This window comes from Brevibacillus laterosporus, from assembly GCF_030489605.1.
Classification (GTDB): Bacteria; Bacillota; Bacilli; order Brevibacillales; family Brevibacillaceae; genus Brevibacillus_B; species Brevibacillus_B laterosporus_E.
This window is the reverse complement of sequence record NZ_JAUKFY010000025.1, coordinates 17663-38122: the sequence shown is the minus strand read 5'-3', so window position 1 is coordinate 38122 and position 20460 is coordinate 17663. Positions and strand designations below refer to the sequence as shown.

Sequence of the window (20460 nt, the reverse complement as noted above, 5' to 3'; positions counted from 1 at the left end):
ATCTAAACTCCTCTACCTTTAATAGATAGTTGAATTTTCACAGGGCGCGGCTTGGTAGAACCTAGATAAACTCCCGCAACTGTGCATAGCAGAGCAATTACAGCCAAATAAGTAAACGGCTCGTCAATAAGCAAAGCAGCAAAAAGCAAACTCGCTATTGGCATGCCATTGAGAAAAATGGACGTTTGACTAGCTCCTATCTTTTGAATGCCATAATTCCAGCCTAATGATCCGAGACCACTGGATATGCCACCCGAGCAAAAAATGACAAACCAGGTGAACCAACTGGTATTCATCTCCTGATAAATATATGTAGGATACATCCCCACGCTCAAAATCCCTAACACGATAGCACCTATCCACTGAGAATACGCCGTCAGCTCCCATACCGGCAAACCAGTTGACTTAGCCCCTCTTACCAACAAACCACCTGCTACATACATCAGCATAGATCCAAAGATAATGATCTCGCCCAATCCAAATGAGATTTGTCCATTCCCTTTTGATGTAACTGCAATAATTACACCAGTAAAACCAAGTAAAATACCTAAGCCTTTGCGAAAACTTAGCTTTTCCCCAAAAAACATAGCGGCTAATAAACTAGTGGCTAAAGGATTTAATGCCAAAATTAATGAGGAGCTTCCAGCTGTACTATGTTGAAGCCCCCAAGCTAAAAGAACCTGATGCAAAGCAATTGATGTAGAGCCGATTGCTACTATAAACAGCCATTGCTTTACTGATATCTTACATTTTTCTTTCTTAACAAATAGGATTGGAGTTAATACAATTGCCGCATCAACATTCGAATCGCTGCAATGACTACTGGAGGAAAAAAAGACAGATATTTTATCATTACTACATTAAGTCCCCAGAAGCATACTACAGATGTTAATATGACATAGATGTATGAATCTTTCTTTCCCACTTCTGTTCCACTCCTCAATCAAAATATGAAAGGTATTGTAACAGGTTGATATTGATTTGACTATAGGGCGGTTGAAAAGTAACGTTTGCAAAGCATACAAAAAACCCGAGGATATATTCCTCGGGTTTTTTATATCAAGTAAAAATTACTCAACAATAGTAGATACTACGCCAGCGCCTACTGTACGGCCACCTTCGCGAATCGCGAAACGAGTACCTTGTTCCATTGCAACTGGAGCGATAAGTTCAACAGTGAACTCAGTGTTATCGCCAGGCATGATCATTTCAACGCCTTCTGGCAATTGGATGATACCTGTTACGTCAGTTGTACGGAAGTAGAACTGTGGACGGTAGTTTGCGAAGAATGGAGTATGACGTCCACCTTCTTCTTTAGATAGAACGTAAACTTCACATTTGAATTTAGTGTAAGGTTTAACGGAACCTGGTTTAGCTAGACATTGTCCACGCTCGATGTCTTTACGCTCAACACCACGTAGAAGAGCACCAATGTTGTCCCCAGCTTCAGCTTGGTCAAGAAGCTTACGGAACATCTCAACACCTGTTACAGTGGAGCTGCGAGTTTCTTCTTGAAGACCGATGATTTCGATAGCGTCACCAACTTTGATAACACCGCGCTCAACGCGACCAGTAGCAACTGTACCACGACCAGTGATTGTGAATACGTCCTCTACAGGCATCAAGAAAGGTTTGTCAGTAGCACGTTCTGGAGTTGGGATGTAAGAATCAACTGCTTCCATCAACTCAAGAATTTTCTTAGCCCATTCGCCAGTTGGGTTATCCAAAGCTTCTTTAGCAGAACCTTTGATTACTGGAGTGTCGTCACCTGGGAACTCGTATTGAGACAATAGGTCACGGATTTCCATTTCAACTAGTTCTAGCAACTCTTCATCGTCAACCATGTCGCATTTGTTCATGAATACTACGATGTAAGGTACACCTACTTGTTTAGAAAGAAGGATGTGCTCACGAGTTTGTGGCATTGGACCGTCAGCAGCAGATACTACTAGGATCGCTCCGTCCATTTGTGCAGCACCAGTGATCATGTTTTTAACATAGTCAGCATGGCCTGGGCAGTCAACGTGTGCATAGTGACGAGTTTCAGTTTCGTACTCAACGTGTGCAGTGTTGATTGTGATACCACGCTCGCGCTCTTCAGGAGCAGCGTCGATGCTACCGTAGTCCATAGCAGTTGCTCCACCAGTTACTGAAAGAACAGTAGTGATAGCAGCAGTTAGAGTTGTTTTACCATGGTCAACGTGACCGATAGTACCGATGTTAACGTGGGGTTTATTCCGCTCAAATTTAGCTTTTGCCATGAGAATTTGTGCCTCCTTAAAGATTAAAGGTTTTTTATAATAAGTATAGAGAGAAAGGTTTACATGAAGTTGGCTGTAACCAAACAATATTGTAAACCTTTCTTCTTTGAAGATAAAGAGAGAAATCTACACTGGAAGTAAATTCCCAAAAAATAGATACTGATTATTCACCTTTAGACTTCTTGATGATTTCATCAGAAATATTTCTTGGTACTTCTTCGTAGTGGTCGATTTGCATAGAGTACTGACCGCGACCTTGTGTACGGGAACGTAGTACTGTAGAGTAACCAAACATCTCAGAAAGTGGTACCATTGCGCGGATAACTTGTGCGTTTGCACGAGCTTCCATACCTTCAATGCGTCCACGGCGAGAGTTAAGGTCACCCATTACGTCACCCATGTAGTCTTCAGGTACAGTAACTTCTACTTTCATAACTGGCTCAAGAAGAACAGCTCCACACTTCTTAGCTGCTTCTTTAAGTGCCAAGGAACCTGCAACTTTAAACGCCATCTCAGAGGAGTCTACATCATGGTAGCTACCGTCTACAAGAACAGCTTTAATGTCTACAAGTGGGAATCCTGCAAGAACACCATTTTTCATAGCTTCTTCGATACCCGCTTGAGCTGCTGGGATGTATTCACGAGGAACCGCACCACCAACAATTTTGTTCTCAAACATGAAGCCTTGACCTGGCTCAAGTGGAGAGAACTCAACCACAACGTGACCGTATTGACCACGACCACCGGATTGGCGTACGAATTTACCATCAACCTTAGCAGATCCGCGGAATGTTTCACGGTAAGCTACTTGTGGAGCACCCACGTTAGCTTCTACCTTGAATTCGCGTCTCATACGGTCAACGATGATATCTAGGTGAAGCTCACCCATACCACCGATGATGGTTTGTCCAGTTTCTTCATCAGTGTGCGTACGGAACGTTGGATCCTCTTCAGAAAGTTTAGAAAGGGCGATACCCATCTTATCTTGGTCTGCTTTGGATTTTGGTTCAATAGCAACGTGGATAACTGGCTCAGGGAATACCATAGACTCAAGGATAACTGGCGATTTCTCATCGCACAAGGTATCCCCAGTTGTAGTATCCTTCAAACCTACAGCCGCTGCAATGTCACCGGAGTAAACCATAGGGATTTCTTCACGGTGGTTAGCGTGCATTTGTAGGATACGTCCGATACGCTCGCGTTTACCCTTGGTAGAGTTCAGCAAGTAAGAACCGGAAGCTAGTGTACCAGAGTATACACGGAAGAATGTAAGTTTACCAACGTAAGGGTCAGTCATGATCTTAAATGCAAGAGCAGAGAACGGACCATTGTCATCGGATTCACGAACTACTTCTTCTTCACTATCAGGAAGAGTACCTTTAATAGCTGGTACGTCAATTGGAGCTGGCAAGTAGTCAACTACTGCATCCAACATCAATTGAACACCTTTGTTCTTATAAGAAGAACCACAAAGAACAGGAACTAGATTAACTGCGATAGTACCTTTACGCAGAGCACCTTTGATTTCTTCAATGGTTAACTCTTCGCCTTCAAGGTATTTCATCATTAATTCTTCGTCTTGTTCTGCAGCTGATTCAACAAGATGCATGCGAAGTTCTTCGCATCTTTCTTTTAATTCAGCAGGGATCTCTGTAGTTTCAGAAGTTTTACCCAAGTCATCTACATAGATGTGAGCTTTCATTTCAACAAGGTCAACGATACCTGTGAAATTATCTTCAGCACCAATTGGATATTGGATAGCTACAGGGTTAGCGCCTAGACGCTCTTTAATTTGTTCTAAACACATATCATAGTTTGCACCCATGATATCCATTTTGTTTACGTAACAAATACGTGGTACACCATAACGGTCTGCTTGGCGCCATACAGTCTCAGACTGAGGTTCTACGCCGCCCTTCGCGTCAAAAACCGCAACAGTACCATCAAGTACACGCAGAGAACGTTCAACCTCAACTGTGAAGTCTACGTGACCAGGTGTATCGATGATGTTGATGCGGTGACCATTCCATTGAGCAGTCGTAGCAGCAGAAGTGATTGTGATACCGCGCTCTTGTTCTTGTTCCATCCAGTCCATCGTTGCGGCACCTTCGTGTGTCTCACCGATTTTGTGAACGCGACCGGTATAAAAAAGAATACGCTCGGTTGTTGTCGTTTTACCGGCATCGATGTGTGCCATGATACCGATATTACGCGTATTCGCTAGAGAGAATTCGCGAGCCATTTAGGAATTGCTCCTTCCATACTCATATGTGAGAATATGCGGGTATCCTTCAGATACCCGCTTTGCATTCTACCAGCGATAGTGTGCAAACGCTTTGTTTGCTTCAGCCATTTTGTGAGTGTCCTCACGTTTCTTAACAGCTGCACCAGTACTGTTTGCTGCATCCATAATTTCGCTAGCCAAACGCTGCTCCATAGTTTTTTCACCACGAAGACGAGCGTAGTTAACTAACCAACGAAGACCAAGAGTCGTACGACGCTCAGGTTTAACCTCAATAGGTACTTGGTAGTTAGCACCACCTACACGGCGAGCTTTTACCTCAAGTACAGGCATGATGTTTTTAAGAGCTTCTTCGAACACTTCCATAGGGTTGCGTCCTGTACGTTCTTGAATGATGTCAAACGAGTTATATAGGATATTTTGCGCAACTCCACGTTTACCGTCCAACATCAAACGGTTGATTAAACGAGTAACCAACTTGCTGTTATGAATTGGATCTGGCAATACGTCGCGTCGAGCAACTGGACCTTTACGCGGCATCAAGTTTCCCTCCTTTTCCTAGAGTTATTATAATGTAATCACGCAACGTGATTATTTTTTTGCAGCCTTCGGACGTTTTGTACCATATTTGGAGCGAGATTGCATACGGTTGTTAACACCCGCAGTATCAAGCGCACCACGTACGATATGATAACGTACCCCTGGTAAGTCTTTTACACGACCACCACGAACTAGTACAACACTATGTTCTTGAAGGTTGTGACCGATACCTCCGATGTAAGCTGTAACCTCGATTCCGTTAGTTAAACGTACACGAGCATACTTACGAAGCGCGGAGTTCGGTTTTTTAGGTGTCATTGTACCTACACGAGTACATACACCACGTTTTTGAGGCGAGCTTTGGTTCGTTTGAGATTTCTTAAAGCTGTTGTACCCTTTTTGTAGAGCTGGGGACTTAGACTTTACGACTTTATCTTTACGACCTTTGCGCACTAATTGGTTAATTGTAGGCATGATCTTTTTCCTCCTTCCTCATTCTTTATTGTAAGACCACAGATCCAGGTGAATCACATATGGGCAAAATAAGATGCCTTTGCCAGAAAAACGCACGGTTCTTCAACAAAAACATGACTTAACCACTCTTTTTTATTGCACAAGCGGCTGCCCCAACCTGTATTCCACACGCTTTACCTAAGCGCTTCATGGAATCAACAAAGTTGACGGGAACACCCTTTTCTTTACATAGAAGTGCGATCTTTTGTATTAAACGTCTATCTGCATCCTTAGCCAGAAACACTTCCTCAACAAGTCCGTGTTCGATCGCTTTGGTGGTTTGATTAATACCGATCGTTAACTCCTTTGCCCACTCTACTTTTTCATAAGACATGATGATCATATCCTCCAAAGTAATTGAGTATCAGGCACACTCAAGTATCATACCAGCTATTTTTATAGAAGTCAACCTATTATTCTATAAAAATTACTTTCTATTAAATTGATAAGGAGGCAGTTTCCCCAGAGAGGAAACGCCTCTTTATCAATTAGCAAACTAAGATTCTACTGACACTGCTTCTAGTACGTCAGAATTGCCTTCTGCTTGTTCACGATTTAAGAGTCTTGAGTTGCGATAACGGTTCATACCGGTACCAGCCGGGATCAGCTTACCAATAATTACGTTCTCTTTCAATCCAAGAAGCTTATCTACTTTACCCTTAATCGCTGCATCTGTAAGAACACGTGTTGTTTCTTGGAAGGATGCTGCAGACAAGAAGGAATCTGTCTCCAAGGATGCTTTTGTGATACCAAGCAACACTGGGCGTCCAACTGCTGGGCTCTTACCAGACATAAGCACTTTCGCATTGGCTTGCTCAAATTCATGAACTTCTACGAAAGAACCTGGCAACAGATCAGTTTCTCCACTATCAATGACACGCAATTTACGAAGCATTTGACGAATCATTACCTCAACGTGCTTGTCGTTGATTTCTACCCCTTGCATACGGTAAACTTTCTGAACCTCTTGCAGGATGTAGTTGGATACACCGCGCTGACCTCGTACTTTCAGCATTTCTTTCGGGTCTACAGAACCCTCTGTTAACTCATCACCGGCATTTAGTTTTTGGCCAACAGATACCTTGATACGTGCACCGTATGGCGCTGCGTATTCTTTGTTCTCTGCTTCACCGCGAACCTCGATGATGCGTTTATCTTTATCTTCACGGATGCTAACCACTTCTGAGTCGATTTCGGTGATAACCGCTTGACCTTTCGGGTTACGAGCTTCAAACAACTCTTGGATACGCGGCAAACCTTGCGTGATATCGTCCCCTGCTACCCCACCGGTATGGAACGTACGCATTGTCAACTGTGTACCCGGTTCACCGATAGATTGTGCAGCAATAATACCTACTGCTTCACCGATCTCTACCTCTGCTCCTGTTGCTAGGTTACGGCCATAGCAACGTTTGCAGACCCCGTGACTTGTGCGGCAAGCAAGTACATTACGAATGTATACATCTTGAATGCCAAGCTTAACGATTAATTCAGCCATCTCCTCAGTAATTTCCTCATTGCGATGAACAAGGATCTCACCAGTTTCAGGATGACGAACAGTTTCAAAGCAAGTACGACCTTCCAATCGGTCAGACAGCTTTTCGATTTCTTCTTTACCATCTTTAATAGCACTTACGCGAATACCTTTATCTGTTCCGCAATCTTCTTCGCGAACGATAACGTCTTGCGCTACGTCTACCAGACGACGAGTTAAGTAACCTGAGTCGGCAGTACGCAGGGCTGTATCGGCCAAACCTTTACGCGCACCATGCGTAGAGATGAAGTATTCCAATACCGTTAAACCTTCACGGAAGTTGGATTTGATCGGTAACTCGATGATTCGACCTGACGGGTTTGCCATCAGACCACGCATACCAGCTAGCTGAGTAATCTGGGACACGTTACCGCGGGCTCCGGAGTTAGCCATCATGTAAATCGCATTGAATTGATCCATGGATTTCATGAGAACGTCAGTTACTTCATCTTTAGCTTTTGACCAGATGGAGATAACACGGTCATAACGCTCGTCTTCGGTAATTAAACCACGACGGAATTGCGTCATTACCGCATTTACTTTCTCGTCAGCACTGCTAAGAATGGATTGTTTTTCAGATGGAACTACGATATCGGCAACGGCAATCGTAATACCAGCTTTTGTTGAATATTTAAATGCCAATTCTTTTATTTTATCAAGAATTTCAGAGGTCATGGTTGTTCCAAAGCGACGGAAGCATTCAGCAATGATTGTTCCCAAGAAGCCTTTTTTAACAGCACCCGGATCCTTCAAGCTCTTAATAAAAGCAGTGGTATCCTGACCTTTTTCAAACATAAAGTACTCATCAGAAACTTGGTTCTGAAGGTTATCTCTAGTAGGCGCATTGATGTATGGCAGCTCTGGAGGAAAAATTTCATTAAAGATTACTTTACCTACCGTAGTTGCTAGCAATGCATCCTGCTGTTTTTCCGTAAATGAAGTTTTGTTCAAGCTCTTAGCCGGAATAAGGATACGTGTTTGCAGCGTGATATATGCATTCTCATAAGCTGCAATCGCATCAGCAGGGTCACGGAAGATAGAACCTTCACCCACATCTCCTCTGCGCTCCAGCGTCAGATAGTAAGAACCAAGCACCATATCCTGAGAAGGTGTTACAACTGGTTTACCATCTTTCGGGTTCAAGATGTTTTGAGCAGCAAGCATTAGGATACGAGCTTCAGCTTGTGCCTCTGCAGACAATGGTACGTGAACCGCCATTTGGTCACCGTCAAAGTCAGCGTTATAAGCAGTACATACGAGCGGATGCAGACGAATCGCACGTCCCTCAACCAATACCGGCTCAAATGCTTGAATACCCAAACGGTGCAAGGTAGGAGCGCGGTTTAGTAATACAGGATGTTCCTTGATTACCTCTTCCAATACGTCCCATACCTCAGGCTGTATACGCTCAACTTTACGTTTTGCACTCTTAATGTTATGAGCTAGGCCTTTTGCTACAAGCTCCTTCATTACGAAAGGCTTGAACAGTTCCAACGCCATTTCCTTAGGTAGACCGCATTGGTACATGCGAAGGTTCGGTCCTACTACGATAACGGAACGACCAGAGTAGTCAACACGTTTACCCAACAGGTTTTGACGGAAACGACCTTGTTTACCTTTAAGCATATGACTCAAGGATTTCAATGGACGGTTACCAGGACCAGTAACAGGACGTCCGCGACGACCGTTATCAATCAACGCATCCACTGCTTCTTGTAGCATACGTTTTTCGTTTTGTACGATAATGTCTGGCGCGCCAAGTTCAAGGAGGCGTTTTAGACGGTTGTTGCGGTTGATCACACGACGATACAAGTCATTCAGGTCAGATGTCGCAAAACGTCCACCATCCAACTGTACCATCGGGCGCAATTCTGGAGGAATTACAGGCAATACGTCAAGTACCATCCAATCAGGGCGATTACCAGAGTTGCGGAATGCTTCCAGCACCTCTAAACGTTTAATCGCACGAGTACGGCGTTGACCCTGTACAGTTTTTAAATCTTCCTTCAGAGTGCTTACTTCTTTTTCAAGATCAATTTCAGCTAGCAAACGGCGAATTGCTTCAGCACCCATTGCTGCTTGGAAGGATTGACCATATTTCTCGCGGTAGTTACGGTATTCTTTTTCAGACAAAAGTTGTTTTTTGTCCAAAGGAGTATCCCCGGCATCTACTACTACATAAGAAGCGAAGTAGATAACTTCCTCAAGGGAACGCGGAGACATATCCAGTACCAGACCCATGCGGCTTGGGATACCTTTGAAATACCAGATGTGGGAAACAGGAGCAGCAAGCTCAATGTGTCCCATACGTTCACGACGCACTTTTGCACGAGTTACCTCAACGCCGCATCGATCACAGACTACACCTTTATAACGAACGCGCTTGTATTTACCGCAATGACATTCCCAATCCTTGGTTGGTCCGAAAATACGTTCACAGAACAAACCATCTTTCTCAGGCTTCAGGGTACGGTAGTTAATTGTTTCAGGTTTTTTAACTTCCCCGAAAGACCACGAACGGATCTTATCGGGAGAAGCTAAACCAATCTTCATATATTCAAAATTATTGACGTCAATCACAGGGCGTTACCTCCCTCTTGTACCGGAATCTTACTCATCTTGTGCGCCTATGCTTTCAGGTAAGAGATTTAACTTTTCTCCAGTTCCTTCATCCTCATCATCGGTTTCGCGCATTTCAATTTCCTGCTCGTCTCCAGAGAGGATTTTTACGTCCATACCTAAGCTTTGAAGTTCTTTAATCAATACTTTGAATGATTCTGGAACTCCCGGTTCTGGTACGTTTTCACCTTTAACGATCGCTTCGTACGTTTTAACACGACCAACAACATCGTCAGATTTAACGGTGAGGATCTCTTGCAGAGTATATGCGGCACCGTATGCTTCAAGCGCCCATACCTCCATCTCCCCAAAGCGCTGACCACCAAATTGAGCTTTACCACCCAATGGTTGTTGCGTAACAAGAGAGTATGGTCCAGTTGAACGAGCATGAATCTTATCGTCAACCAAGTGAGCCAGTTTCAGCATGTACACGCAACCTACCGTTACACGGCGATCGAATGATTCACCTGTACGGCCATCGTATAGAAGGGTTTTACCGTCACGGTCTAATCCAGCTTCTTCAAGTGTATCAAGAACATCGTCTTGACGTGCACCATCGAAAACAGGAGTCGCTACGTGAATACCCAACAATTTAGCAGCCATACCTAAATGTGTTTCAAGTACCTGACCGATGTTCATACGCGATGGTACGCCCAATGGATTCAAGACGATCTCAACTGGTGAACCATCCGGTAGGAACGGCATATCTTCTTCCGGCATGATACGGGCAATAACCCCTTTGTTACCATGTCGACCGGCCATTTTATCCCCAACGGAAATTTTACGTTTTTGAGCAATGTATACACGCACTAGTTGATTAACACCTGGAGGCAATTCATCGCCATTGTCGCGAGTAAATACTTTTACATCAACAACAATACCGGAGCCACCGTGCGGTACACGCAGTGATGTATCACGAACTTCGCGTGCCTTTTCACCGAAGATCGCATGCAATAGACGCTCTTCCGCTGTTAGCTCTGTTACACCCTTAGGCGTTACTTTACCAACAAGGATATCGCCATCGCGGATCTCGGCACCGACGCGAATGATACCACGTTCATCAAGGTTCTTCAGCGCCTCTTCCCCTACGTTCGGAATATCGCGTGTAATCTCTTCTGGTCCTAGCTTCGTATCACGCGCTTCGGATTCATATTCTTCAATATGAATGGACGTGTAGACGTCATCTTTAACCAGTTTTTCACTTAGCAAGATCGCATCCTCGTAGTTATAACCTTCCCAAGTCATAAACGCTACGATAACGTTGCGACCAAGTGCCAATTCACCCTTCTCAGTGGACGGACCGTCACCGATGATATCGCCTTTTTCGATAATATCACCAGGTTTTACAATCGGACGTTGGTTAATGCAAGTCCCTTGGTTAGAACGGATAAATTTGTGCATTTTATATTTATCCAGGTCTCCAAGAACTTGTTTGCCGTCAACCTCGATATAACGTCTAACAGTTACTTCGCGAGCTGTTACACGCTCTACTTTCCCAGGCCATTTTGCAACAACCGCAACACCGGAGTCTTGCGCTGCTTTATGTTCCATACCAGTTCCTACAAATGGAGCTTGAGGAATTAACAAAGGAACGGCCTGACGTTGCATGTTTGATCCCATTAGGGCACGGTTGGCGTCATCGTTCTCAAGGAACGGAATCAACGCTGTCGCAACCGACACAACCTGCTTAGGAGAGATGTCCATAAAGTCTACCTTATCGCGAGGAACGTTAAGGATTTCACCTTTACGGCGGCAAATAACCATCTCGTTAGCAAATCTGCCATCTTCAGCTAGCGGCTGGTTCGCCTGAGCTACGTTGTATACATCCTCTTCATCAGCAGTCAGGTATTCAATCTCAGACAATACAACGCCGGTTTCAGGATTAATTTTACGGCGAGGCGTTTCAATAAAGCCGTAATCATTAATACGAGCAAACGTAGACAGGGAGTTGATCAAACCGATGTTTGGTCCCTCCGGAGTCTCGATCGGACACATACGTCCATAGTGAGAGTGATGCACGTCCCGCACTTCGAAACCAGCGCGTTCACGCGTCAAACCACCAGGTCCTAATGCGGACAAACGGCGTTTATGTGTTAACTCAGCAAGCGGATTCGTTTGATCCATGAACTGTGAAAGCTGGGAGCTACCAAAGAACTCTTTGATTGCCGCGATCACAGGACGGATGTTAATCAAAGCCTGCGGTGTAATTTGATTTTGATCTTGAATGGACATGCGTTCACGAACCACGCGTTCCATACGAGAAAGACCGATACGGAATTGGTTCTGCAACAATTCACCTACAGAACGTAGACGACGGTTACCCAAATGGTCAATATCGTCTGTAGTACCTATACGATGTAGTAGGTTAATAAAATAGTTAATTGCCGAAACAATGTCTGCTGGAGTAATATGCTTTACAGACATATCGATATTCGCATTACCGATAACCTTAACTACTTTGCCTTCTTCATCAAAGATATCTATAGATTGAAGAGTAATCGTTTCATTTTCTAGAACTCCACCATGTGTACGTACGTCCACATAGTTTACGCCACCCTCCAACATAGGAAGAATCTTTTCCAGAACACGACGGTCAATAATTTGACCTGCTTCTGCAATGATTTCACCTGTTGTTTTATCAATCAGCGTCTCAGCAAGACGTTGGTTGAATAGGCGGTTTTTAATATGGAGCTTTTTGTTCATTTTATAGCGACCTACTGATGCTAAATCATAGCGCTTTGGATCAAAGAAGCGAGAGATCAATAAGCTCTTCGCGTTCTCTACTGTAGGTGGTTCACCTGGACGCAAACGCTCATAGATTTCGATCAAAGCTTTCTCAGTAGAATCGGTGTTATCTTTTTCAAGCGTGTTGTTAACGAATTTCTCGTCATGACCAAGCAGGTCAAGAATATCTTTATCGGTTCCAAAACCTAAAGCACGAAGTAATACTGTAACTGGAATTTTACGAGTACGATCAATACGCACATAAATAATATCTTTCGCATCGGTTTCAAGTTCAAGCCATGCTCCACGGTTCGGAATAACAGTAGCGCTAAAAGTCTGTTTACCGTTCTTATCAATTTTAGTGTTATAGTAAACACTAGGGGAACGAACGAGCTGACTGACAATAACGCGCTCCGCTCCATTTATAATGAAGGTACCCGTTTCTGTCATCAGTGGGAAATCTCCCATAAAGACTTCTTGCTCCTTCACTTCGCCCGTCTCTTTGTTTAGAAGACGTACTTTAACACGCAACGGAGCAGCATACGTTACATCACGTTCCTTCGACTCATCTACGCCGTATTTAGGCTCACCAAGACTATAATCAATAAACTCCAGCACTAAATTACCAGTAAAGTCTTGGATTGGCGAAATGTCTTGGAACATTTCTCTTAGACCAGTATCCAAAAACCATTGGTAGGATTTTTGCTGAATTTCGATTAGGTTAGGTAGCCCCAGTACTTCGTTGATTCGAGAATACGTGCGACGCTGGCGGTGCTTACCGCTCTGGACCAGTTTACCTGCCAACTCATTCACCCCTCACTTTTTGTTGCAACACCTTTTATTAGATGTTGACCGCAACATGTCTTCCCTCTTAATATTTAGGAAAACGGAAAGCATCTAGCAATATAACACCAGACGCTGAAGACACAAAAATAAAAATGGGTTAACCATTTAACCTCATTTTTGATAAAAAAACTCTATTCTAAAAGAATTCCCAACCTTTTACAGCTTTAACCCTCTACGCAAAAAAATCAGCATAAAAAGGTGTTGACAAATCAGGAATCGCTCAGTTTAGACATTTAACCCATATTGACATTTTATAATGTTAACATAAGGGAAATGCCCCGTCAAGGAGATTTGGTCATTTTTTTGCTCGAATTATAAAATAACCCTTGCTTTTTTCGACAGTTTCTACCTCTCGAAAATATTCTTCTAATTTTTTAATAGCAGATGGTGCGCCTTGCTTTTTTTGAATAACAACCCACATCTCACCATCAGGCGCCAAAAGCTTATAGCCTTCCGTGAAAATGCGATGCACCGTCTCTTTTCCAGCTCGGATGGGAGGATTGGTTAAGATAACATCAAACTCTCTACCCTCTACTTGTTCGTAAAGGTCACTGGCCATAATCTCCACATTGGAAATACCATTTCGCTCTGCATTCCGTTTCGCAAGCGCTACTGCTCGTTCATTTATATCAATCATGGTAACAAGACCCTTGTTAGCTATCGATGCAGCCGCAAAACCTATCGGACCGTAGCCACAGCCCACATCAAGAACTCGTGCACGTTCCGAAAACTGCATGGTTTCTATTAAGAGCACGCTCCCAAAATCAATTCGTTCCCGAGAAAAAACACCACTATCGGTAGTAAAGTGATAGGTTTTTCCACGCAGCTCAAAATCAAATTCAGCTTCCTCATGTGCCGATTGTGGTCGGTTTGTGTAATAATGATCACTCATCCTCTTGCCTCCTTTCCCAAGCAATTCATTAAGGTGAAATAAGCCTAGATAGCAGAAATCCCCCAACCTTTATAGGTAAGGGGGATTTTTCTATAGACAGTAGAAGAATTACTTAACTTCTACAGTTGCACCTGCTTCTTCAAGCTTAGCTTTCATGCTTTCAGCTTCGTCTTTAGAAACGCCTTCTTTAAGAGCTTTAGGAGCGTTATCTACCAAGTCTTTTGCTTCTTTCAAGCCAAGACCAGTGATTTCGCGAACAACTTTGATTACGTTGATTTTGGAAGCTCCGCCGCTAACTAGGTTAACAGTGAACTCAGTTTGCTCAGCAGCTGCTTCAGCGCCACCAGCCATAACAGCTACAGGAGCTGCAGCAGTTACACCAAACTCTTCTTCGATTGCTTTTACTAGATCGTTCAATTCAAGAACGGACATACCTTTGATAGCTTCTAAAATTTGCTCATGATTCATTTTATTGTCCTCCAATCTTTCTTATAACGAATTAGGCACCTTGGCCTTCTTTTTGTTCGGAAACAGCTTTAACCGCAAGCGCGAAGTTGCGAACTGGTGCTTGTAGTACGCTGAGAAGCATAGACAACAAGCCTTCGCGAGATGGTAGTGCAGCAAGTGCTTTGATTTCAGCAGCGCCTACTACTTTACCTTCAATAACTCCACCTTTGATTTCAAGTGCTTCATTTTTCTTTGCGAAGTCAGCGATGATCTTCGCAGGAGCAATTACGTCATCTTTGGAGAAAGCAATTACGTTTGGTCCCAAAAGGTATTGGTCCAAATCGCTCAAGTTTTCTTGAGCTGTAGCTAAACGAGCCAAAGTATTTTTGTATACTTTAAATTCAACGCCAGCTTCACGCAATTGTTTACGAAGTTCAGTTACCTGAGCAACTGTAAGACCACGATAGTCAGCTACTACAGTTGTTTGACTTTCGCGTAACTTAGTAGCGATTTCGCTGATAACTTGTGCTTTCTCTTCACGGATAACAGTTGGACGAATTTCTGCCATTTGTTACACCTCCCGTGCAATCAATCCTAATGTAAATTGAAAATGCCCTCGCAGACGTTCGCGAGGGCACATATCAACAGAGCTAATCTATTAACAGTACACACCTCGGAAGGAAATTAAGCAACTTACCAATCGGTTCATTGCACCCTCTGTCTGCGGCATGACAATATTCTCTTTAACAACAGGTTATATATTATCAACTTCTCTAGCAGAAGTCAACTGTAATTATTTTACATCAACGCGTACACCAGGACCCATAGTGGAACTGATAGATACGCTCTTCATGTAAATACCTTTAGCTGCTGCTGGTTTTGCACGGTTAAGCGCATCTGTCAGAGCTGCAAGGTTTTCAGTTAGTTTTTGAACATCAAAGGATACTTTACCGATAGGAGCGTGGATGATACCACCTTTTTCTACACGGTATTCGATCTTACCAGCTTTGATTTCATTAACTGCTTTTGTAACATCGAATGTTACAGTTCCAGTTTTAGGGTTTGGCATTAGACCTTTAGGACCTAATACGCGACCCAATTTACCTACTTCACCCATCATGTCTGGAGTAGCAACGATAACGTCGAACTCAAACCATCCACCTTGGATTTTAGCAAGCATGTCTGCATCGCCTACGTAATCTGCTCCAGCTGCTTCAGCTTCTTTCGCTTTTTCACCTCTAGCAAATACAAGAACACGTTGTACTTTACCAGTACCGTGTGGCAATACAACAGCACCACGAATTTGTTGATCAGCACGTTTTGGATCTACACCCAAACGGAACGCTGCTTCAACTGTTTCATCAAATTTAGCAGAAGCTACGTTTTTCACTAGCTCGATCGCTTCAGTTACAGGATAAACTTTAGTCTTATCGATCTGCTTTGTAGCTTCTAGATATTTTTTACCATGCTTAGGCATTTGCAAATCTCCCTTCAATGTGGTCGTAGCGGTTTAATCCTCCCACAGGATGAGGTCCAAAGCTTGTAACTCACCCTTAACAAGCAATCAAAGACAAATTAGTCTTCGATTACGATACCCATGGAACGGGCAGTACCTTCAACCATGCGCATAGCTGCTTCAACAGAAGCTGCGTTTAGATCCGGTTGTTTCAAGATCGCGATATCACGAACTTTATCACGTTTCAAAGTAGCAACTTTTGTTTTGTTAGGCACGCCAGAACCAGACTCGATTCCTGCTGCTTTTTTCAATAAAACTGCTGCCGGTGGAGTTTTTGTAATGAATGTGAAAGAACGATCTTCAAATACAGTAATTTCTACTGGAATGATCATTCCTGCTTCACTCTCTGTACGAGCGTTAAATTCTTTACAGAAGCCCATGATATTAACCCCAGCTTGACCGAGTGCCGGACCTACTGGAGGTGCAGGGTTTGCCTTACCTGCTGGAATTTGTAGTTTAATTACGCGGATTACCTTCTTAGCCACGTAATACACCTCCTTCTTCGTGTGTGGTAATGCGGGGTACTCGCCCCTCCCACTCTACCAAAAAACCATGTAAGTTAATCAGTAGTGAGATTGAGAACCGCATTCGTCTGCAGATTCTAGAATCATCAAGAACTGTATCATATGAAACGATACTTTTCAAGATGAGTTCTTAATCCATTTTTTCAACTTGTGTATAATCTAATTCAACTGGTGTCTCGCGACCGAAAATATCCAATAGCACGCGAATTTTTTGTTTGTCGGCCAGAATTTCAATGATTTCTCCATCACGACCTGTGAAAGGACCATCCTTTACAGTAACCATGTCGCGAAGCTCAAAATCGATCCTAACTTTCGGCGCTTCAAATCCCATTGTTTTGAGAATTGTATCCGCTTCTTCAGGAAGCAACGCTGTTGGTTTGGAACCAGCTCCAGTGGATCCGACAAAACCCGTGACCCCTGGGGTATTCCGCACGACATACCATGAATCGTCCGTCATAACCATTTCAACAAGCACGTATCCAGGAAATACCTTTTTGGTAACTGTGCGTTTTTTACCGTCTTTATTCTCTACTTCTTCCTCAGTAGGAACAAGCACCCGAAAGATTTTGTCTTCCATGCCCATAGACTCAACACGTTTTTCCAGATTCGCTTTAACCTTGTTTTCATACCCAGAGTAAGTATGAACGACATACCACGCTTTTTCCATATCCACGAGGACGTTAGACGTCCGTCCCTCCTAAGACCCGAATATTACCTACTTCTTAATAATAAGACCGATCAGCTCTGAAATTCCAAAGTCCACCACAAACATAAATACCGCTAAGAACGTAATCGCAAGCACAACGACTGTTGTATAGCTAACCAGCTCTTTGCGATTCGGCCAGCGGACTTTTTTCAATTCAGAGACAACATCTTTTAAAAACGAACCTGTTCTGGAAAAGATATTCATATTGCTACCTCCAGACTTCTCGTTCATCATTATTTCGTTTCACGATGAACTGTGTGCTTTTTATCACGGGAGCAATACTTCTTCTTTTCGATGCGCTCAGGATTTGTACGCTTGTTCTTCGTGCTGATATAGTTACGATCACCGCAATCGGTGCACGCTAATGTAATGTTTACTCGCATCATTGCCACCTCCATCTTTTCTGTTACCTAAAGACTATAACTACAACCCAAATAAACTCGGGAAAAACCGCTACTTTTTTCCGTATGTTCATAGAAGTAACCATAGAATCTACTCTATGGCTACCAAACAAATTTATCACATCAGCTAGCTTAATGTCAACGAAATGCCTTGACAATTTTATACACTATCGTTCTAACTAATATTTCCTTGAATATAATTCGACAAAAAACAGGATTTTTGCGTTTATAGCCGAATACATGCTATAGACAGCCTTGTAAAATTCCAAATTACAGTTGCACTTCTCTACCTTCTAGATATCGTTCCAATTTCCGTTTCACTCGTTGCAATGCATTGTCGATAGACTTTACATGGCGATCCAACTCGACTGCAATCTGTTGATAAGAACGTCCATCCAGATAAAGCATCAGTACCTGACGTTCCAAATCGCTAAGAATTTCACTCATTTTCCCTTCAATGTCGTCAAATTCTTCTCGATTAATAAACAGCTCTTCAGGATCAGTTACCTTTGTTCCACAAATCACGTCAAGCAATGTTCGATCCGAATCCTCATCATAGATGGGCTTGTCCAACGATACGTAAGAGTTAAGAGGAATGTGCTTCTGCCTAGTTGCCGTCTTTATCGCTGTAATGATTTGACGGGTAATGCATAACTCGGCAAATGCCTTAAACGAAGTGAGCTTGTCCCCTCTAAAATCCCGTATAGATTTGTATAGGCCAATCATGCCCTCCTGTACAATATCTTCACGGTCCGCCCCGATCAAAAAATAAGAACGAGCTTTGGCCCGTACGAAATTTTTGTACTTATTGATCAGGTATTCTAGGGCCTCAGCATCGTTCTCTCGTACTAACTCTACTACTTCTTCGTCGGACATCAGATCATATTGAGTATGTTTCAACTCCTTGAGGTCAACACTCACTATTATCCCTCCGACACCTGGTTACATAAGATAGTGTTATTATACATGAATCGATAAAATAGCGTCAACCAAATGCGTTTTACTCTCTTCTCCATTTTTCGAAGATTTTCGCTATTTCATCATTTAACGGAATCCGTGAAAAATACTGGTCTTCATTTGTTTCTTTTACTGTTTGATTAATTTCCTTTTGGGCATTTTCTACTTCTAATAACAGCTCTCGTGCCGATTTCCGCAGAGCTCCCTGTCCAAAAATAACCCGCTGCGAGGTATAATCGGATGTAGCTACATATATTTGTCGATTTTTCTCGAAAAACTCATGAACTAGTCGTTCAATTTTTTCATCAGCCGTCTCTTTTTTCTTCGTAAAATAAACCTCAATCTTAAAATCTTCCTGTTTTCTTCCGATTCCCGGTATTTTATAGGCATCAAAAACTACGATGACTTTGATTCCTGAGTAGCTTTGGTATTCAGCTAATTGAGAAATGAGGAGGTCGCGCGCCTCATCCATCTGATCCTGGTCCTTTAAGACGCGCAACTGTGGCCAAGCCCCAATAATGTTATAGCCATCTACAATGAGCAGTTGCTTGCTCTTTCTTTTAGCCATTTCATTTTCCTCTAGGCAAGAGTGGGTTTCGTCCTCGATATACCTCATACATCAGAATAGCCGCCGCAACCGAAGCATTCAGCGAAGTAACTTGTCCAACCATCGGTAAACGGTAAAGGAAGTCGCAATTCTCGCGTACAAGACGACTCATTCCCTTCCCCTCACTACCAATTACCAAAGCAAACGGCATGGTGTAATCGCCTTCTCGGAAATCCTGTTTTCCTGCCGCATCTGTACCGCCAATCCAGAAGCCCTTTTCCTTTAGTTCCTCCATGGCACGTACAATATTAGTCACACGTGCAACCGGTACATATTCAATCGCTCCAGCAGATGCTTTGGCAACGGTTGCTGTCAAAGAAACAGATCGGCGCTTTGGTATAATGACGCCATGCGCTCCAACTGCATCAGCAGTCCGCAGAATCGAGCCTAAATTATGCGGATCTTCCAGCTCATCTAAAATAATGACAAAAGGTACTTCATTTCTCTCTTCTGCCTTAGCCAAAATATCATCTATCTCCACATAATCGTACGCCGCTACTGAAGCAATAACTCCTTGATGGTTATCTGAGTTAACCAATTGATCCAGCTTCTTTCGGTTAGCCGTGGTAATCACCACTCCAAGCTCCTTTGCCAGCGTGAAGATAGGCCCCATCTGGTTTTTATTAGCACCTTCCGCCATCCATATCTTATTAATAGTGCGTCCCGAGCGCAATGCCTCGATAACGGGGTTTTTACCCAAAATCCACTCTTCATTCATTTCATTTATTCTCCTTCCACGATCGCAAAAGCTTGTTGAATAATCTCCTGCAATCGCTTGTCTTCACCATTCAAATATAAATAACCGATCAGGGCTTCAAATGCTGTAGCATGCCGATAATCAACAATGCCAGCATTCTTGGCGCTTGATCCCGATTTAGCATTTCTTCCCCGCTTTACTTGCGCCATCTCCTCCTCCGTTAAAGAAGGAAGGAGATGATGCAGGATAGTCGCCTGCGCTTTTGCAGCCACATAGCGATTTGCCGTTTTATGCAGCAGATTTGGTTTTGCAATCCCTTGCGTTATCAAATGGCAGCGCACGTAATGAGCGTACGTAGCATCCCCTAAATAGGCGAGCACTAGCGGATTAATAAGTTTAGGATCACGGGCTAGTGTATCTCTTTCTATTATCAT

The 20460-nt window shown here is 43.2% G+C and carries 20 protein-coding genes and 1 other annotated feature; all 20 genes read right to left on the bottom strand.

Translation table 11 applies throughout. The features are described from left to right. Nucleotides 1–2: 2 nt before the first annotated feature. A complete protein-coding gene (locus QZ995_RS20210; protein WP_301811085.1) occupies nt 3–743 on the bottom strand; it encodes a DMT family transporter in 741 nt (246 codons plus the stop codon). 327 nt (nt 744–1070) lie between these two features. Beyond that, on the bottom strand, nt 1071–2261 hold the full coding sequence (tuf, locus tag QZ995_RS20205) for an elongation factor Tu (protein ID WP_301810528.1): 1191 nt from the start codon (nt 2259–2261) through the stop codon (nt 1071–1073). Between the two features lie 163 nt (nt 2262–2424). Beyond that, nucleotides 2425–4503: an elongation factor G gene (gene fusA / locus QZ995_RS20200; protein WP_301810525.1), complete on the bottom strand. Its 2079-nt coding sequence runs from the start codon at nt 4501–4503 to the stop codon at nt 2425–2427. 69 nt (nt 4504–4572) lie between these two features. Further along, nucleotides 4573–5043 carry a 30S ribosomal protein S7 gene (gene rpsG, locus QZ995_RS20195; protein ID WP_003333802.1) on the bottom strand — a complete coding sequence of 157 codons (471 nt, stop codon included), beginning with the start codon at nt 5041–5043 and terminating at the stop codon, nt 4573–4575. Nucleotides 5044–5094: 51 nt separating this feature from the next. After that, nucleotides 5095–5517, bottom strand: a complete 423-nt coding sequence (gene rpsL, locus QZ995_RS20190; RefSeq protein WP_003333803.1) for a 30S ribosomal protein S12 — start codon at nt 5515–5517, stop codon at nt 5095–5097. A 118-nt stretch (nt 5518–5635) separates the two neighbouring features. Next, nucleotides 5636–5890: a 50S ribosomal protein L7ae-like protein gene (locus QZ995_RS20185; protein WP_301810519.1), complete on the bottom strand. Its 255-nt coding sequence runs from the start codon at nt 5888–5890 to the stop codon at nt 5636–5638. Between the two features lie 162 nt (nt 5891–6052). After that, nucleotides 6053–9670, bottom strand: a complete 3618-nt coding sequence (gene rpoC, locus QZ995_RS20180; protein WP_301810515.1) for a DNA-directed RNA polymerase subunit beta' — start codon at nt 9668–9670, stop codon at nt 6053–6055. A gap of 30 nt (nt 9671–9700) precedes the next feature. After that, entirely contained in the window at nt 9701–13237 is a 3537-nt protein-coding gene (gene rpoB, locus QZ995_RS20175; protein WP_301810513.1) for a DNA-directed RNA polymerase subunit beta, read from the bottom strand. A gap of 337 nt (nt 13238–13574) precedes the next feature. Beyond that, nucleotides 13575–14171 (bottom strand): class I SAM-dependent methyltransferase, encoded by a 597-nt coding sequence (locus QZ995_RS20170; protein WP_301810510.1) that lies wholly within the window; start codon nt 14169–14171, stop codon nt 13575–13577. Nucleotides 14172–14279: 108 nt separating this feature from the next. After that, nucleotides 14280–14639: a 50S ribosomal protein L7/L12 gene (gene rplL / locus QZ995_RS20165; RefSeq protein ID WP_301810507.1), complete on the bottom strand. Its 360-nt coding sequence runs from the start codon at nt 14637–14639 to the stop codon at nt 14280–14282. A gap of 31 nt (nt 14640–14670) precedes the next feature. Beyond that, complete coding sequence (gene rplJ, locus QZ995_RS20160) at nt 14671–15186, bottom strand: 50S ribosomal protein L10 (protein WP_003345139.1); 516 nt, start codon at nt 15184–15186, stop codon at nt 14671–14673. 28 nt (nt 15187–15214) lie between these two features. Continuing rightward, nucleotides 15215–15363 (bottom strand) — a sequence feature (ribosomal protein L10 leader region). Between the two features lie 48 nt (nt 15364–15411). Then, nucleotides 15412–16095, bottom strand: a complete 684-nt coding sequence (gene rplA / locus QZ995_RS20155; protein WP_003333811.1) for a 50S ribosomal protein L1 — start codon at nt 16093–16095, stop codon at nt 15412–15414. 98 nt (nt 16096–16193) lie between these two features. Continuing rightward, the gene (gene rplK, locus QZ995_RS20150; RefSeq protein WP_003333812.1) at nt 16194–16619 is read right to left on the bottom strand and encodes a 50S ribosomal protein L11; all 426 of its coding nucleotides are present in this window, start codon (nt 16617–16619) and stop codon (nt 16194–16196) included. A gap of 169 nt (nt 16620–16788) precedes the next feature. After that, complete coding sequence (nusG, locus tag QZ995_RS20145; protein WP_003345138.1) at nt 16789–17325, bottom strand: transcription termination/antitermination protein NusG; 537 nt, start codon at nt 17323–17325, stop codon at nt 16789–16791. 48 nt (nt 17326–17373) lie between these two features. Beyond that, nucleotides 17374–17568 (bottom strand): preprotein translocase subunit SecE, encoded by a 195-nt coding sequence (secE, locus tag QZ995_RS20140; protein WP_003333814.1) that lies wholly within the window; start codon nt 17566–17568, stop codon nt 17374–17376. Nucleotides 17569–17597: 29 nt separating this feature from the next. Next, nucleotides 17598–17750, bottom strand: a complete 153-nt coding sequence (rpmG, locus tag QZ995_RS20135; protein WP_255193757.1) for a 50S ribosomal protein L33 — start codon at nt 17748–17750, stop codon at nt 17598–17600. A gap of 285 nt (nt 17751–18035) precedes the next feature. Next, the gene (gene sigH, locus QZ995_RS20130; RefSeq protein ID WP_003333816.1) at nt 18036–18686 is read right to left on the bottom strand and encodes an RNA polymerase sporulation sigma factor SigH; all 651 of its coding nucleotides are present in this window, start codon (nt 18684–18686) and stop codon (nt 18036–18038) included. 79 nt (nt 18687–18765) lie between these two features. Further along, nucleotides 18766–19290: an NYN domain-containing protein gene (locus tag QZ995_RS20125; RefSeq protein WP_031413192.1), complete on the bottom strand. Its 525-nt coding sequence runs from the start codon at nt 19288–19290 to the stop codon at nt 18766–18768. A gap of 1 nt (nt 19291) precedes the next feature. Then, nucleotides 19292–20047, bottom strand: coding sequence for a 23S rRNA (guanosine(2251)-2'-O)-methyltransferase RlmB (gene rlmB, locus QZ995_RS20120; RefSeq protein WP_018673913.1), 756 nt, complete (start codon nt 20045–20047; stop codon nt 19292–19294). A 5-nt stretch (nt 20048–20052) separates the two neighbouring features. Beyond that, nucleotides 20053–20460: a Mini-ribonuclease 3 gene (locus tag QZ995_RS20115; protein ID WP_301810488.1), complete on the bottom strand. Its 408-nt coding sequence runs from the start codon at nt 20458–20460 to the stop codon at nt 20053–20055.